The 16,571-nt window shown below is 71.7% G+C and carries 13 protein-coding genes; 9 read left to right on the forward strand and 4 right to left on the reverse strand.

The annotated features are described in order from the left end of the window. The first annotated feature begins 101 nt into the window (after positions 1–101). Positions 102–695: a TetR/AcrR family transcriptional regulator C-terminal ligand-binding domain-containing protein gene (locus ACIPSC_RS35550; RefSeq protein ID WP_400833117.1), complete on the forward strand. Its 594-nt coding sequence runs from the start codon at positions 102–104 to the stop codon at positions 693–695. A 533-nt stretch (positions 696–1,228) separates the two neighbouring features. Here the strand turns inward: ACIPSC_RS35550 and ACIPSC_RS35555 are convergent. The 3 genes from ACIPSC_RS35555 to ACIPSC_RS35565 form a co-directional block, all read right to left on the reverse strand. Then, positions 1,229–2,452 (reverse strand): esterase/lipase family protein, encoded by a 1,224-nt coding sequence (locus ACIPSC_RS35555; protein ID WP_400833119.1) that lies wholly within the window; start codon positions 2,450–2,452, stop codon positions 1,229–1,231. Positions 2,453–2,582: 130 nt separating this feature from the next. Continuing rightward, positions 2,583–2,870 (reverse strand): hypothetical protein, encoded by a 288-nt coding sequence (locus ACIPSC_RS35560; RefSeq protein WP_400833123.1) that lies wholly within the window; start codon positions 2,868–2,870, stop codon positions 2,583–2,585. A gap of 236 nt (positions 2,871–3,106) precedes the next feature. Further along, on the reverse strand, positions 3,107–5,296 hold the full coding sequence (locus tag ACIPSC_RS35565; RefSeq protein ID WP_400833127.1) for an MMPL family transporter: 2,190 nt from the start codon (positions 5,294–5,296) through the stop codon (positions 3,107–3,109). 257 nt (positions 5,297–5,553) lie between these two features. Between ACIPSC_RS35565 and ACIPSC_RS35570 the strand changes: the two genes are divergently transcribed. Further along, positions 5,554–6,816 (forward strand): sensor histidine kinase, encoded by a 1,263-nt coding sequence (locus ACIPSC_RS35570; protein ID WP_400833134.1) that lies wholly within the window; start codon positions 5,554–5,556, stop codon positions 6,814–6,816. Further along, a complete protein-coding gene (locus ACIPSC_RS35575) occupies positions 6,813–7,508 on the forward strand; it encodes a response regulator (RefSeq protein ID WP_400833138.1) in 696 nt (231 codons plus the stop codon). Before ACIPSC_RS35570 ends, ACIPSC_RS35575 begins: the two co-directional genes overlap by 4 nt. 167 nt (positions 7,509–7,675) lie before the next feature. Here ACIPSC_RS35575 and ACIPSC_RS35580 read toward each other — a convergent pair whose 3' ends face one another. After that, positions 7,676–8,107 carry a hypothetical protein gene (locus ACIPSC_RS35580; RefSeq protein WP_400833142.1) on the reverse strand — a complete coding sequence of 144 codons (432 nt, stop codon included), beginning with the start codon at positions 8,105–8,107 and terminating at the stop codon, positions 7,676–7,678. 371 nt (positions 8,108–8,478) lie between these two features. Here ACIPSC_RS35580 and ACIPSC_RS35585 point away from each other — a divergent pair, with 371 nt between their 5' ends. The 6 genes from ACIPSC_RS35585 (at position 8,479) to ACIPSC_RS35610 (ending at position 16,032) form a co-directional block, all read left to right on the forward strand. After that, complete coding sequence (locus ACIPSC_RS35585) at positions 8,479–10,014, forward strand: phosphatidylinositol-specific phospholipase C domain-containing protein (RefSeq protein ID WP_400833145.1); 1,536 nt, start codon at positions 8,479–8,481, stop codon at positions 10,012–10,014. Positions 10,015–10,976: 962 nt separating this feature from the next. Next, on the forward strand, positions 10,977–11,294 hold the full coding sequence (locus ACIPSC_RS35590) for a hypothetical protein (RefSeq protein ID WP_400833147.1): 318 nt from the start codon (positions 10,977–10,979) through the stop codon (positions 11,292–11,294). A gap of 140 nt (positions 11,295–11,434) precedes the next feature. Further along, positions 11,435–12,415: a hypothetical protein gene (locus tag ACIPSC_RS35595; RefSeq protein WP_400833150.1), complete on the forward strand. Its 981-nt coding sequence runs from the start codon at positions 11,435–11,437 to the stop codon at positions 12,413–12,415. A 127-nt stretch (positions 12,416–12,542) separates the two neighbouring features. Continuing rightward, positions 12,543–14,075: a peptidoglycan-binding protein gene (locus tag ACIPSC_RS35600; RefSeq protein ID WP_400833156.1), complete on the forward strand. Its 1,533-nt coding sequence runs from the start codon at positions 12,543–12,545 to the stop codon at positions 14,073–14,075. Next, on the forward strand, positions 14,072–14,770 hold the full coding sequence (locus tag ACIPSC_RS35605) for an ABC transporter ATP-binding protein (protein WP_400833159.1): 699 nt from the start codon (positions 14,072–14,074) through the stop codon (positions 14,768–14,770). Before ACIPSC_RS35600 ends, ACIPSC_RS35605 begins: the two co-directional genes overlap by 4 nt. Before the next feature lie 62 nt (positions 14,771–14,832). Continuing rightward, positions 14,833–16,032: an ABC transporter permease gene (locus tag ACIPSC_RS35610; protein ID WP_400833162.1), complete on the forward strand. Its 1,200-nt coding sequence runs from the start codon at positions 14,833–14,835 to the stop codon at positions 16,030–16,032. Positions 16,033–16,571: the final 539 nt, after the last annotated feature.

The following is a 16,571-nucleotide window of genomic DNA, read 5'->3' on the forward strand; positions in this document are numbered from 1 at the left end:
ACACACTCTCCTCGGAGACGGTAAGCACGGATCTGTGCTTGCGATGAAGACAGTAGCCCCTCCGGGCGCACTAAGCAAACATCTGTGCTTACGATGTGGGGGTGACTTCGAAGCAACCGACCACACGCATCCGCAAGAGCCCCGAGCAGGTCCGCGCGGCCGTCCACCAGGCGGTCATCGACCTGCTCTCCGACCCGGCGGGCGAAGACCTCAACATCCCCGCGATCGCGCAACGCGCCGGCGTCAACCACACCAGCGTCTACCGGCGCTGGGGCAGCCTCGACGCACTCCTGGCCGACATGGTCACCACCCGCCTCGAACGCGACTCACCGCTGAACGACACCGGCACCCTGCGCGGCGACCTCCTCGCCTGGGCCGAGGCCAGCGTCGCGAGCATCCGCACACCCGAAGGACGCGCCCTCGTACGCGCAGTCGTCCTGTCCATGCCGAACAGCCCCCAGGCCCAGGACGAGCGTGCGCAGCACTTCCGGCGCCGCATGCACTCCATCGAGCAGATCCGCCGGCGAGCCACGGCCCGGGGCGAGACCCCCCCACCCCTGGAGCAGATCCTCGACCAGCTCATCGCACCGTTCTACCTGCGGGCCATCTTCGGCATCGACCCACCGGCCACCGGCTACCCCGAACTCCTCGTGGACAGACTGCTCGGCACCACGGGCGCGCCGGGCAAGGCTTGACGCCGTGAACCTCCTGCGCCCGGGCGCCAGGGCGACACCCGCGCGCAGCCGAAGCGGTGCGGGGCGGGCAGCATCAAGGCCGGCCCTTCCACCAAGGTGTCCGCAGGGTCACCAAGGTCTCCGGGCGCCGGTCATCAAGGAATCCGCCAAGGTGAGGCCCGCGGGGCCGTCACCCACCGCTTCGCCGAGCGCAAGGAGGGCACGGTGCGGTGCCGGCTGAGGGTGCTCGACCAGGGGGAGGGCCGTGAAGACGCAGGCGTGGCGGACCGTCAGGTCCTCGTCGTCGAGCAGGGGGCGACAGGGTGGTGGCCGGCCCGGGCTCGCGTGCCCGGATGTGGTCACCGGCACCGGCGGGGCCCCTGACCGGCGACCGGCTCGCCGCACTCGGCCGCGGCCGGACAGCGCCGGGTGGCCCGGCTGCCGCGCTCTGTCGGGCGCAGCGGCCGGGCCACCTGTTGGACGGGGGCTGATGTGGTTCTGGGTCGCCGGTCAGTGGTACCCACGGAACGCCCCCGGCGGGTGCGGGTCGGTGGTCAGTCCGGGAGGCGGTCGAGGAGCCAGTCGCCGAGTTCTGCGGTGATGGCGGTGTGGGGCGTGGTGGCGGAGGAGCAGATGAAGTCGTCGAGGTCGCTCTCGTCCGGGGGCAGGTTGTCGATCGCGGTGTAGAGGTCGTCCTGCTTGTCGATGTCGCGGACGGAGACGGCGCTGACGGAGGGGACGAAGCAGATCTCGGGGTGGCGCAGGTCGGCGGTGCCGCCGCTCTTCTTCAGGGCGTCGGCGACGATCTGGTACGAGGCGAGGGTGCCGCCGGGGGCACCGTCGAGCTCGGGGAAGTCGCTGGTGGTGATCGTCTTGGCGGCCGGGGGCAGCAGGCGCTTCAGCTCGGCGACGGTGATGCCGGAGCCGGCGGCCTGTGTGTGGAAGGTGGTGCCGGGGAAGCCGATCTTCCCGGTGCTCTTCAGCGCGATCTCGCCGGGCGGCACGTCCAGGCCGGTGCCGGTGCCGGTGCCGTTCGCGAGGGCCAGCAGGCGGGGGATCCGCGGCCAGCCGCCGACGCGCTTCAGCTCGGCCAGGAACTCGGTGCGCATCGGGTCGACGCGGACCTCGCCGCTGCCGCTGTCGTAGTGCCGCCAGAGCATCTGCCGGGCGGCCGGGCTGTTCATCTGCTGAGCGAACGGGTGCGTGACACCGGGCAGGGTGGGGATGAAGTGTGCGAACGCCTGGAGCCCGATCGGGATCACCCCGCCGCGGTGCGGGCTGTCCCAGGAGAAGTACACCGCCGTCCGGTGGTCGATGCGCTGGACCTCCAGCTTGGCCAGGGCGTAGCGGGTGATCATGCCGCCCATGCTGAAGCCGCCGACCATCAGGCGGGCGTCGCCCAGCTGCTCGGCGATCGTGCGCATGATGACGGCCTGCGCGGTCTGGGCGTTGGCGAGGATGGAGGCGGTGCGCTCCTCGAAGCCCAGCAGGATGACGGTGCGGCCGCGCTGGCGCATCTTGGTGATCAGCGGGAAGTCCCGGTCGAGCCCGGCGTACAACCAGTCCAGGTCGCTGGGGCCGAGGTTGAACCCGTCCGCCATGATCACCGGGCGCACGACGCCCTTGGTGCCCTCGCCGTAGTAGACACGGGCGAAGCCGCCCGGGAGCGGCCACTCCTCGTCCGCCGGCGGAACCGGGTACGGAAGCGGCGTCGGGGACGCGATCGGATCGGCAAGCGTGAAGACGGGAAAGTCCTGCTCGATGCTCTGCTCGGCCAAGGCCGGCTCCTTACTGCTCTGCTGCGCACGGCAGCGGCCCCTACGGGGTCCGCGACGCGCCGGCGGGGACATGACTGCCTCGCATCCTCAACGCTTCGTGTCACAACAATCCGCGACCCGCCCAAGACGGTCACCCGGACGAGCGACCCACCAGACCCGTCGGCTCCGGCGCATCGGCGAACGGCGAGAAGCCGGCGTCGTCGCAGGTGCCGAGCCGGTCCGCCGGGATGTGGCGGGCGGCCTGCAGCACGCGGTCGCGCACCTGCTCGGCGGTCTCCACCTGCGGGTCGATCGGGTCAGTCGCCCCGCCAAAGACGCGGAGGCAATCGACTTCGTCGGGAACGTTCACACACAGGAGCGATCCGTCCTTGAACTCCTGGTGCGCCGGCGGCCGTTCCGACAAGAACTGTGCAGCCACGACGAGGCCTCCCCGACCCCCTCGAGGTTTCGGCGGGACGAGGCGATCGTTGGCAGGAAGCAGCCGCACGCCCTCGGAGCAGGGAAGGCCGACCGGGGCCGGGCAGCACATCCCGGCCCTTGTCGTCCCGGTCGGCCGCCGGGCGGCGCGCCCGCCTCCGATCAGGAGGCCCGGCCCTCGGGGCCGGGCCTCCTCGGGTGTCCGGGCAGGCCGAGGCCCGGTCGGGAGTGGGGCGGTCAGGGGACGAGGACGTGAGTCGGGGGCGGGGTCGGGGCGGTGGCGGTGTGGTGGCGGGTGGGGCGGAAGGGCCACCAAAGGGCGCGGCCGAGGAGGGTCGCCAGGGCCGGGACCAGGGCGAGTGAGAGGACGACGGCGGAGAGGAGGATGCCGAGCGTCAGCGCGAAGGCGATCTGTGCGCTGCCGGGGGTGGTGGCGAGGGTGGCGAAGGAGCCGGCCAGGACCAGGCCGGCGGTGGCGACGGCGGGCGTGGTGTGGCGGACGGCGCGGGCCACGGCGGCGCGGGCCGGGCCGGGGCGGTGCATCTCCTCGCGGATCCGGTCGGTGATGAGGATGTTGTAGTCGGTGCCCAGCGCGACGACGAACAGGAACAGCACCAGCGGGAGGGTGAAGTTGACGCCGGGCTCGTCCAGCACGTGCTGGAACAGCAGGGTGGCGGCGCCGAGGGTGGCGGCGAAGCCGAGCCCGACGGCGAGCATCAGCGCCACCGGGGCGAGCAGGCTGCGCAGCAGGAGCAGCAGGATCAGGGCGATGAGGACGGCGGCGACCGGGAAGACGATCGTCAGGTCGTGGTCGACGGCGACGGAGATGTCGGCGAAGATCGCCGCCGTGCCGCCGACGTGGGCGCTCGTCCCGGCGGGCGTGTGGGCGGCGACGGCGGCGCGGACCGGGCCGGAGGCCAGGTCGCGGGCCCGTGCGCTCTGCGGGTCGGCGGTGAGGAAGAGGTCGATCCGGGCGGCGTGGCGGTTCTCGTTCAGGGCGGTGCCGCCGACCTGGCCGACGCCCTCGGTCTTGGCGAGGGCGCGGGAGAGGCCGTCGAGCCGGGCGGGGTCGAGGGTGCCGCCGTCGTTTGCGGTGACGTAGACGGTGGTCGGGTCGGACACGCCGGCCGGCAGGGCGCGTGCGATCTCCTTGGCGGTGGCCGCGGCCGCCGTCCCGGAGTCGCCTCCCTGGCCGTAGTCCATCCGGATCCCGGTCATCCCGGCGGCAAGGGTGCCGAGCAGCGCAAGGGAGCCGAACAGCAGGACCGTCGGGCGACGGGCGACGAAGGCGCCGTAGCGGGCGGCCGCACCCGCCCGCGGCTCCCGGTCCACGCTGCGGGAGGGCCAGAACATCTTGCGGCCGCAGGCGGCGAGCAGGGCCGGCATCAGGGTGAGACTGCCCAGCAGCATGATCAGGACGGCGACGGCGATCGCCGGGCCGAGCGAGCGGAACTGCCCGAAGCTCGCCACGCCCAGGGTGGCGAAGGCGGCCACGATGGTCAGCGCGGCCGAGGTGATCGCGGTGCCGACCCGGCCGGACACCTCGGCCGCCGCCTCGCGGGCGGGCTGGTCAGGCCGGGCGCGCAGGTGCTCGCGGAACCGGAAGAGCAGGAACAGCAGGTAGTCGACGCCGATGCCGAGCAGCACCACGGAGATCAGGCCCGGGGTGGAGACGTCCAACCGCAGGCCGGTGAGCGTCGCGGTGCCGGCCACCGCTCCCGCGGCCACGCCGCCGATCAGGGAGACCGCGAGCAGCGGCAGCACGGCCGCGAGCACGCTGCGGAACACCAGCACGTTGAGCAGGACGATCAGCACGGTGACCAGGCTGCTGCCGATCAGCGCGGCGACCCGGTTGTCGTCCGCGCTGTCGGCGGCCTCGGCCAGTCCGCCGGTGAATCCGGTGCGCATCCCGGCGGCGGCGAACTCCGCACGGGCGGAGTCCCGGAAGGTCCGGTAGACCTTCTGGACGCCCTCGTCCGCGGCACTGCCGGTCAGCTCGACGGAGAGCAGCTCGAAGCTCCGGTCGGGCGCCGTCATCGCCGGGGCAACCCGGGGGGTCTGCGAGCGGTCGGGCTTGAGGAACGCCGGCTCGTCCTCCTCCCTCGGCATGGTGACCCGGCGCTTGCCGAGCTCCGCCGCCTCGGCCTCGATCCGGAGCCGGTCGCCGTCGGTGAGCGCCTTGCCGTCGCTCCGGGCGACCAGCACCGTGACCGTGGTGGCGTCGGGCTTCACCCCGAACTCCTCCTCGGCGATCCGCAGGGCGGCGGCCGAGTCGTAGCTCTTCGGCAGGAAGTCACCGGTCTGGGTCTGGGTGACCCGGCCGAGCAGCGTCGGGCTCAGCGCACCCAGTGCCAGTCCCAGCACCGCCCAGAGGGCGATGACCTTCCAGGCGTGTCTGGTGGAGCTTCTGGTCAGTGCGCGGATCACGGTGCCCTCCGGCTGATGGACGCGAACGTCGGCCTTGTCGCCGGGGGTTCCCGGCAGGCTCCCAGCCCATCAGGCGAAGGGGATGCCGGGCGTCCGGGCAGCGGACGATCCGAGCCAGGGCCCCCGGTCCCCCGGCGGGCCGGAACCAGGACCGTGCTCCTGGTCTGTCCGCCCGCCCTCGGCCGGAGGGACCATCCGGGGCCGGGCGGGCCGGTGCCAGAATGAGGCATCAACGCTGGTCGGCCGGGAGGATGAGGATGGACGGGCGTCAACACCCCGGCGCGGCGGCGGACGAGGTGCCGCAGAACCGCACGGACGGCCTGCCGTGGACCCAGGCGGACGCGCTGACGGCCGTCGGAAGCAGCACGCTGGACCTGCTCACCCACCTGCTCGTCAGCGAGGTGGCGGGCACCCGCGGCGTCGGCGTGCCGGGCTTGGTCCTGCTCGTGCTGTCGGGCGTGCCGCTACTCGCCCGGCGCAGCCACCCGGTGCAGGCGCTCACCGCCGTCCTGGTGCTCCAGTCCGCGATCGACCTGTCGACCCCGATGGGCATCCACTTCGGCGCCGTCCTGACGGTGGCGGTGTACTCGGTCGCCCGGAACCGTTCCTGGCCGGTCACCGCGGGCGCCGCCGCGGCAACGGCGCTGGTGACGATGCTGAGCCAGAGCGGCTTCCCGGTGCCCTCCGCGGAGGCGGGCATCGCGGCCGCCGCTTCCGCCGCGCTGGTGGCCGGCGGCGGCCTCACGGTCGCCCGCTGGCAGCGTGAGGTGGACGCCAACCGCCGGCTGCTGGCCGATCGCGCGGTGGCCGAGGAGCGCCGCCGCATCGCGCGGGAGCTGCACGACATCGTGGCCCACCACATCACCACCATGCAGCTGATGGCCGGCGGCGCCCGCGCCAATCTCGCCAACCCGGAGGTGGTGCGGGAGGCCCTGGTCACCCTGGAGTCCTCCGGGCGGCTGGCCCTGCGCGAGATGCGCCAACTGCTGCACGTCCTGCGGGCTGGTGACGAACCGGACGCCGCCCCGGCCTCGCCCCAGCCCGGGGTGGACGACCTCGGCCGGCTGGTGGACGAGTCCCGCCGGGCCGGGCTGCCGACCGCGTTCAGCATGCGCGGGGCGCGTCGGCCACTGCCGCCGACCGTCGGCCTGACGGTGTTCCGGATCGTCCAGGAGGGCCTGACCAATGCGCGCAAGTACGCGGGGCCGGCCAGCGCGTCCGTCCTGCTGACCTACCGCGCGGACGGGATCACCGTCGAAGTGTGCGACGACGGCCGGGGCGTGCCGTCCCAGGACGCGGGGCACGAACCGGTGCGGAGCGGGTACGGCCTGATCGGCATGCGCGAGCGGGTCGCCCTGCACGGCGGCACCCTGAAGGCGGGGCCGCGGCCGGAGGGCGGCTTCGCCGTGGTGGCCGAGCTGCCGCTGGCGGCGGAGGAGACGGCCGAGGCTGCCGTCCAGAGCGGGGAGCGCACCGAGCGCGTCGGCGGCGGGCTGCGCGGGGAGGCGGTGTGCCGGTGACGACCGTAACGCCCGGGATCCGGGTCCTCATCGTGGACGACCAGCCGCTGGTCCGGCGTGGCCTGTCACTGATCCTCTCGCCGGACCCCGCCTTCGAGGTGGTGGGCGAGGCGGAGGACGGCGCGCAGGCCGTCGCGCTCGCCCAGCGGCTGCGCCCCGACGTCGTGGTGATGGACATCCGGATGCCCGTCCTGGACGGGGTCGCCGCGACCGAGGAGCTGGCCCGCACGCTGCCCGGATGCCGGGTCCTGGCGCTGAGCACCTTCGACATGGACGAGTACGTGGTGGCCGCGCTGCGCGCCGGCGCGTACGGGTTCCTGCCCAAGGACGTCTCGCCGGAGGACCTCGCCACGGCGATCCGCACCGTCCACACCGGGGAGGCCGTGGTCGCGCCGCGACTGCTGACCCGGCTGATCTCCGCCTACGTCCGGACGCCGCTCGGTGTCCTGCCACCGTCCGGGGTCGTGGCGGGGGAGCTCACACCCCGCGAGGTGGAGGTGTGGCGGCTGATGGCCGCCGGTCTGGACAACGCCGCGATCGCCCGGGCCATGAACATCAGTCACTCCACGGTGAAGAACCACATCACCAGCCTCTTCGGCAAGCTCGACGTGCGCGACCGCGCCCAGGCGGTCATCGCGGCGTACGAGTCCGGCCTGGTCACCGCCCGTTCGGGGGGCGGCGACCAGGCCTGACGGCGGGGTTGAGCGAGAAGGCCGGGGCGGCGCGGTGCAGAGGTCAGGGCTCGGCGTGCGCGCCCCGGCTGACTTGGCACAGTGGGCCTCGCGCAGGGCGAGCCTGGCGGCCGCGAACGGGGCGGTACGGCCTGCGTTCGAATCCGGTGCCCACGGGCTCGCGGATCTCAGTAGCTGTAACCCTGCTTGCAGAAGCTGGCGGTGACCTTGTGCGGCTCGAAGTCCGGAAGCACCGAGTGAAGGTTGGCCACCTCCGGCGTGATGAGCAACAGGTCGATGACGAGCGCAGTGATCATCAGTGGCTTGAGAGGCCGTGCCGTGGTGTTCTGGCCCCGCGGCGCGGCCCACAGCAGCCTGGCGAGGAACAGCGCGGCGAGGATGCCGATGGCAGGGCCGGCCCATGCGGCGACCTGCGCGGACACGGGTATCGCGGGGGTGGGGACGCACAGCAGTCCGTCAACGTAGTGGCGATGGGCCCAGAACGCGTAGACGGTGCAGGCCAGTCCGATCGGGACGGTCAGGGCCGCCATGGTGGCGGGCAGTGGCCACCGCGCGATCGAGCATGAGCGAGCCGGGACGGTGTTGGAGCTGTAAGCCATCTGACCAGTGCCAATCGGGATCGGGTTGCTTGTGCCCCAACATAGACTCTCGGCCGCGGCGATGATCTTCTCCGGCGAGCCGGGAGCCGACACAGCGTCTCTTCGCCGAGACAGTCCTGGTCCGCGGTCCCAACTTTCGCCCTTGTCATTCCAACTGACACCTCCCCTGACAGACCCACTGCCACTCCACGGCAGACCCCGCTGCTGTCCTCACGACAATCCACACCAGCGGGGCGGGCGTCAGGGTGCCCGACCCGCCTGCCCTTTCGGCGCCACCATCGTGCCCCGGCGGCTCTACCCCTGGAGCCGTCGCCCGGGCCAGCATCAGGGGGCCGTACGAGTACGGCCGTCCCCAACCGCGAAAGGTGACCATGCTCAACACCCCCGCCAGGTCCGTCCGCCCGTCAGGTGCCGCCCTGCGGCGCCTGCGCCGTCTGGCCCGGACCGCGACGGTGACCGCTGTCGCCACCCTCGCCCTGGCCGTGGCCCCGCTGGCCGCACCGCACGCCGCCCTGGCCGCGGGGAAGGACAACCGCGACGCTTTCCGGAACCTCGGTTCGGCCACCCAGCAGGACTGGATGGGCAAGGTGGGGGCGACCACACCGCTGACGGCGATGTCCATTCCCGGCACGCACGAGACGCTTTCCCTGCACGGGGGTTCCAACACCCAGACTCAGCAGGACTTCGGCGATAGCGCGGCGACCCTGACCGCGCAGTTGGACCGCGGGATCCGCGCAATCGACATCCGGGTCCGCATCATCAACGACAAGTTCGTGATCCACCACGGCCCCTACTACCAGAACGCCAACTTCGACGACGTCCTGACCAAGGCGAAGGCCTTCCTCTCGGCCCACCGCGGCGAGACCGTCCTGATGCGGCTGCGGGCCGAGTGCGACGGCTCCACCTTCAGCTGCTCGGACGACCACCCGACGGCGAGCCACACGGCCCTCTTCGACGCGTACGCGAAGCAGTACGCGGGACTGTTCTACAACAACGGCAAGCGCAGCGACCCGCCGACGCTGGGCCAGGCCCGCGGCAAGATCGTGCTGTCCGTCTTCAACGCCGCCAACGGCGGTTCCTACGGCCTCAACGGCTTCGAGGACCACACCGAGGACACCTGGAACGCCGCCGACGCCCCGGCCAAGTGGAGCCTGGTCAACAAGAACCTCGCCGCGGCCGCCTCGGCTCCCGCCAACCAGACCTTCGTGACCTACACCTCCGCGTCCCGGGCACCCTTCAACCTCGTCCCCTCCGAGTACGCGGGCGGCTACGGCGTCCTGCACGGCAAGGACCTGGTCTGGGTCGACGGCGTCAACGTGCGGCTGATGAACTACCTCAACGGCGGCGGCGGCAACCGGCTGGGCATCGTCATGATGGACTTCCCCGGCTGGGCGCTGGTGGAGGACATCATCGCCCGCAACAGGTACTACGAGGCCAGGAACAGCAGCCCGGCGATCTGGGTGGTCAAGGCCGACAAGACGTACGTGGACAGCAAGTACGGCCGGTGCATGACCCGCGGGCCGGAGTTCGACAGCTCCGGGCAGGGCGGTGTGGTGCAGCAGCGGACCTGCCAGAGCACCCCGCCCGGCAGCCACCAGTGGCAGGCCGCCAAGCCGTCCACCTTCGACAGCATGGGCTACTTCTGGATCAAGGCCAACAACGGCCAGTGTCTGACCGCCCCCTACAACAACGGGACTCCCCCGCCGGCCGGCACCCAGCTGTTCTGGTGGCCCTGCGAGACCCGCTGGTTCTCCGGCAACCAGATGTGGAACATCATGCCCACCAATCTCGCCGACCAGGCGGCCTACCGGTTCATCAACCAGTGGACGAACCTGTGCCTGATGGTCGATCCGGCCACCGCCTCGCAGTCGGGCGGCAAGGTCATCCTGGGCAACTGCCCGGCCTGACCGGACCACCCCGCCACCCGGCAGCCCGGCGCTCTGGCGCCGGGCGGGTCGGGCTGACGTGAGGCGAGTCTGCTCGGCAGGCCGGGCCCGGTGCGTCTCAGCGCATCGGGCCCGGTTTTGGTAGCGGGGGCAGGATTTGAACCACGCCGAGGTACCGAAGGTGCGGGCCTCCGATGGGGTGAACGTCCACCACCACCCCTTCGAAGATCCACCCGTGAACGCAGACGTACCCTTCGACACGGTCCACGCCGGCTGACCCGGTCGCAGCTCGCGGGACGTGCTCTCCGGGCCGGCCTGGTACAACCGGCGCCGACGCTGCTCCGCCCTCGGCCATCTCGGCCCTGCCGACTTCGAGTTTCAGATGCCACGATAGCCCGGGATTGGTGCCATAGAAGGCAAGTGTCCACGAAATAGGGCAAAGCTTGACCCGCCAAAGTCGCCGGTATTGCACTTGAGGCAGGTTTATTGCGAACTGCCGGTTTCGAGTGCGAAACATGGCCGGCCTTTCAGGCGCGCCACCACCCGCTGATCGCCGCGCGAACCTGCTGCCAGCAATATTCCGCACCTTCCTTGACAGCGGCAGCCTCCACATGAATAGTTTGATTGCGGCCGCCTCAGCGGCTGGCATTGGGGATTCACGGCGTGGTGGGGCGCTCAGCATTGCCCTTGCCTCGTCGCACTAGAAGACGCTTTCGTTGCGGGATTCTCCGTCGCGCCGCATGGCGCGCGCCTCTTTGCGCCGGTACGGCCATCTCAGACGTCAGGCTTCTTCTCGTTCACTTTCCTTGACGAACGCAAGTTAAGTGGGGGTCTTGGTGCGCGCAAAGCGAGTTGTTTCCTTGGTGGCGGCTGCCGGGGCGGCGGCGGTGATGTTCACGGCGTCACCCGCGAATGCCGATGTCCGCAACTGGTCGGGCTACGCGGGGACAGACGCCGTCTGCTATGGCTACAGCGGGTTCGACATGGGGTTCTTCTACAACTCCAACCTTGCCGGCGCCATGCGCTACTTCGGCTACGCCGAAGGCGACTTCAACCAGCTCGGTGAGCTGGGTTCGACCAGCGCCGGCCCGGCGACGTTCTGCCCCGGGTACAGCGGCGCGGGGCAGAACGTGAAGAACAACGCGGCCTCCGTCTCGAACCACGACATCTTCCACGAGTACGCCCGCGTCTACTACAACAGCTGGTTCCAGGGAAATTCGGACATCGTGATGCGCCAGACTACCCGGAACCTGTCTCCGACCATAAAGAACAACAACGCCTCGTTCCAGTGGTTCTCGTAGCAACGATGGCCTCCGCGCGTAGGCGGTAGCGCCGAAGCGCGGCCGTCCGGTGGCGGGGCGATCTTGTTCCCCCGCGTTGCGGCAATGGTGCCCCGCCGTGGGGCGGGGCACCGGAACCACCAACCCGAAGGGCGTCGTTCGTGCACCTGTTCCCGCGCCATGCCCGGCGCCTGCTGTCTGCGGTGTGCCTGCTGGGCTCGATGACCGCGGCGGCCGCCTGCCAGAGTGCGTCGCCGGATGCGGTCGCGGCCCCGCATACGGATGTGTCCGTGCCAGCGGAACGCCCGGCGCCGCCCATTCCCGACCCGGTCCCACTGTCCTTGGGTTTGGACGCGTACCGGCCGACGGACGCCGAGATCGGGCAGATCAGCAAGGCGATCAACCTGTTGACCGACCAGTGCATGCAGCGCTACGGCTACCGGTACACCGCGGGCCCGCCGTTGACCGCCTTCGGTCCCGCCTCCCGCACCGATCTGCGCTACGGCATCCACGATGCCAAACTCGCGGCCGAGCGCGGATATCACCCCGCCGGCGATGCGGCTGTTTTCAAGGACGAGGGCGAGGCGCGTCGGCAGGCGTCGGCGTCGATGAACGAGACCGAACGTCTCGTTCTGACGGGCGGGTACGCCGGGCGGCCAGGCGCCTCCGCGGGCGGGTCGTCGTCTGCCTCGGTGGCCGGCCGGGAGCTCCCCAAGGGCGGCTGCCTGGGCGAAGGCACGCAGCGGGTGACCGCCGGCCGGCCGCTCGTCAGTGACCTGGTCCAGGACCTCAACGACGCTGCGTACGCCAAGGCGGAGGCCGACCCGAAGACTGTCGCGGCGATCGGCGCCTGGTCGACGTGCATGGCGCAGAAGGGTTTCGCCTATGCGAAGCCGATGGACGCGCCGAACGACCCGCGGTTCTCCGGCCCGAGTTCGACGCCGGTGGAGATCTCCACCGCGTTGGCGGACATCGACTGCCGCACCCAGACCAACTTGATCGGTATCTGGTACGCGGCCGAAACCGCGTACCAGAACGCCCTGGTCGAGAAGAACGCGACCGCGCTCGCGGCCGCGAAGCAGGCCAAGGACGCGGCACTCAAGCAGGCCGCCGCGGTCATGGGCGGTACCCCCGCGCCGTGATGAGGTCCCCTCGCCTGGCACAGGTGTCGGCGGGCTCGCCGGCGACGCCGGGCGGCAGCCACAGCGGTCCCATCCCCACGGCGCGGCCGAACCGCCGAGCCGGGCAGCAACCCGAGGCGCGCAAACCATGGACGAACTCGCAACCACACAGGGCCCGCAGGCCGAGACGGGACCCGACGCGGCCTCGCACCGCCGACCCTATCGGGCGTTGGTGGCGGTGACGGCCGCCGCCGTGCTGGCGATCGGCGGCGGTGTCGTGGCCGCCGGATTCATCAAGTCGCCGGGCGAGCGCGCGGCCGAGGCTGCTGCGCCCGCGCCGTCGGTGATCACCGCGACGGTGGAGTCGCGGCGGCTGACGGACACCGTGGTGGTCCGGGGCCAGGTCACCGCCGCGCAGACCGTGGACGTGGCGCCGCAGGGCGGAGGCAAGGACGGCGGCGGCCGCATGGTGGTGACCGCCGTCAGGGTCAGGGCCGGGGACACGCTCACGGCCGGGCAGGTACTGCTCGAGGTCGCGGGACGGCCAGTGTTCGTGCTGGACGGCGAGATCCCCGTGTTCCGGGACCTGAAGCCCGGCAGCGAAGGAAAGGATGTCGCCCAGATGCAGACGGCCTTGTCCGGGATGGGCTTCAGCTGCGGTGGCGACAAGTCCGGCTCTTTCGGGCCCGGCACCCGCACAGCCGTCGAGGCGCTTTACCGCAAGCTCGGCTACGAGGCACCCAAGTCTCCGGATGCGAACGAGGACCAACTGCGTGCAGCGCGCGACCGGGTCACTGCGGCGGAGCGTGCGGCCAAGGCCGCAGCCGAGACCCGGGATGCGGCACGCACCGCTCACACAGGCGCGGGCACACCGGTCGGGCCGCCGTCCGCTGCTCCCGCAGACGACAAGGGTGCCGGGGCCGCCGGCAACGGCCCCGACCCGGTCAAGGCCGCCGAGCAGCAACTCGTCTACGCCAAAGAGGACCTGGCGCGGGCGCGCACTGACCTGACCGGGCTCGAAGCCAAGGCCGGGGCGATGCTGCCGGCGTCCGAGGTGGTGTTCCTGGGCGGGTTCCCGGCCCGGGTGGACGCGGTCGGCGCGCAGGTCGGCGCGGAGGTCCGCGAGAAGGCGGTCACCGTCTCGGCCGGGGCACTGCTCGCCAAGGGCGCGCTCGCGCCGCACGAGAAGGGCCTGGTGCGTCCGGGAATGCGCGTGCGCCTGCTGTCCGAGACCACCGGGATCGCGGCCGACGCGACCGTGACCACCGTCGCCGACACCCCCACGGACCCCATGCGCTCCAGCCAGAACGGGCAAGGCGGCCAGGGAACAAGCGGAACCGCAGGACGATCGTTCGAGATGATCGTCACCCCGTCCACAACTCTCGACCCGCGGCTGGCCGGGCAGGACGTGCGGCTGACCGTGGAAGCCGCCGCGTCCGACGGCGACGTCCTGGTCGTTCCGCTGTCCGCGGTGTCAGCCGGCGCCGACGGCCGCACCGTGGTGACGGTCCGGGAGCCGAACGGCGGGCAGCATGGGGTCGAGGTGCGCCCCGGCACGACCGGAAGCGGCTACGTGCAGGTCACGCCGCTGGCCGCCGGGCAACTCGCCCCCGGCGACAAGGTGGTGGTCGGGGTGAGCCGCACCGCCACCGGCCAGCAGCGCGCCGGAGGTACACGGTGACGCCGGTCATCGCCTTCCACGGCGTCGGCCTGACCTACCCCGGCCCGCGCCCCGTGCACGCGCTACGGCCGGCGGACCTCGCCGTACACCGCGGGGACTTCGTCACCATCATCGGCCCCTCCGGGTCGGGCAAGTCGACGTTCCTCAACGTCGCCGGCCTGCTGGACCGACCCACCGAAGGAACCTACCTGCTCGACGGCACCGACACCGGCGCCCTCAAGGACGCCGAGCGCACCGCGCTGCGCGGCTCGCGGATCGGGTTCGTGTTCCAGGCGTTCCACCTGCTCGCGCACCGCAGCGCCGTCGAGAACGTCGCACTGAGCATGCTCTACGCCGGGGTACCGCGCCGCCGGCGCGACGAGCGCGCGCGCGAAGCACTGGACCGGGTCGGCCTCAGCCACCGGATCGCCGCGCTCCCCTCGACGCTGTCGGGGGGCGAACGGCAACGGGTCGCGATCGCCCGCGCGATCGCCGCCCACCCCGCGCTGCTGTTGTGCGACGAGCCGACCGGCAACCTCGACACCGTGACCGCGGCAAGCGTGCTGGGATTGCTGGAGGAACTCCACACCGCCGGCATGACAGTCATGCTCATCACCCACGACCCGGCCGTGGCCGCCCGCGGCACCCGCGGCCTGACCATCCGCGACGGCGTCCTCGCCGAAACCGCGGCCGGACGCGCGGGGGCCGCGCGGTGACTGCGACTACCACGACCACCCCCCGGCCCGACGCCTCACCTGCCGTCCGACCGCGTTCACGGATGCCGCTGCGCGACCTGCTCGCCGAAGCGGTCGCAGGCATGCTGCAGCGCCCCGCACGCTCCGTACTCACCGCGCTGGGCACGGTGTTGGGGGTGGGCACGTTCGTCGCCGTGCTCGGCCTGACCGCGACCGCCACCAGCCAGATCGACGAGCGCTTCAATGAACTGACCGCCACCGAGGTCCGCGTCGAGGACACCGGCGGCCCGAGCGCGGCGATGCTGCCGCTCGCGTTCACCCCCGACGCCGACGCCCGCGTACGCATGCTCAACGGGGTGACCGGCGCGGGTGTGTACTGGCCGGTCCGGCTCCCGGCTGGCGCCACCGTCCGTGCCGCACCGGTCGGACGCCACGCGGACGGACAACCGGTGCAGGTCGTCGCCGCGTCCGCCGGACTGCTGCCCGCCGCCGGCGCACGCTTCACCGAAGGCCGCCCCTGGGACACCTTCCACGACACCCGCTCCGAACAGGTCGCCGTCATCGGCGAGGGCATGGCCACCCGGCTGGGCATCACCACGCTGGAGACCCAGCCCGCCGTGTTCATCGGCGACGTCCCCTTCACCGTGATCGGGATCCTCGCTGACACCGAGCGCAAGGCCGACCTGCTGCTGTCCGTCCTCATCCCGCGCACTACCGCCGAAAGGATCTGGGGCCCGCCGGAAGACGGCCAGCGTGCCGCGATGCTCATCACCACGAGACTCGGCGCGGCCCGTCAGGTTGCCGACGAGGCCCCGTACGCGCTGCGCCCTGACCACCCGGAGTACTTCATCCCGATCCCGCCTCCGGACCCCCGGTCGCTGCGCGACAGCGTCAGCTCCGACCTTGGCGCGCTGTTCCTGTTGCTGGCCGGGATCTGTCTGGTCATCGGCGCGGTCGGTATCGCCAACACCACCCTTGTCGCCGTCATGGAACGCACCAGCGAGATCGGCCTGCGGCGTGCGCTGGGCGCCCGTGGCCGCCACATCGCCGGCCAGTTCGTCACCGAGTCCGCAGTCCTCGGGGCGTTGGGCGGCCTTGTCGGCACCAGCCTTGGCACCATCGCCGTCGTTGCGACCAGCGCCGCCCGCACCTGGACGCCGGTGATCAGTCCCGCGACCGTTGCCGCCGCCCCCGCCATCGGCCTGGCCACCGGCCTCTTGGCCGGTCTCTATCCGGCCTGGCGCGCCGCCCGCATCGAACCCGTCGAGGCCCTCCGCCGCTGATCACTCCTCTGCCTGCACCACCCACCAGACCCGCCTCCGCGACCGACCCTCGAGGAGATCCGCATGCAGCACGCCACGACCCCGCGCGCACCCTGCGTACGCACCCCCGCAGTCGTGCTGACTGCGCCGCCGTGGTGCACCCAGGGCTCGAAGAAGGCGGAAGGGACCGCCTTCGAAGCGCTGAAGCACGGATACCGTCCCCAGCGCACGGACTTCCTGATCCTGGGTGACAACTCGATCAAGGTCCTCACGCCCGTCACCGCCTACCCGAAGAGCAGGTGCGCCACCAACCCACGGGCAGTAGGTACCCGGGACACGCACCTGTCAGCAGGCCCCCTACGACATCACGCAGACCCACAACTACCTGCGTGACGGTTACGACGCAGGTAGTTGTGGGGCGCTGAGAACGCCACACCTGGCTGCTGACGGCATCGCCACCCACCAACTCCGCCGCGTTGACCGGTGGTTGCGATCGCAACCCCGCGCGGCGGCGGGCGCACCTGTGCCCGAACACGAGAGGACCGCCCATGCGGCCACCA

It is taken from the genome of Kitasatospora sp. NPDC090091 (assembly GCF_044747365.1).
Classification (GTDB): Bacteria; Actinomycetota; Actinomycetes; order Streptomycetales; family Streptomycetaceae; genus Kitasatospora.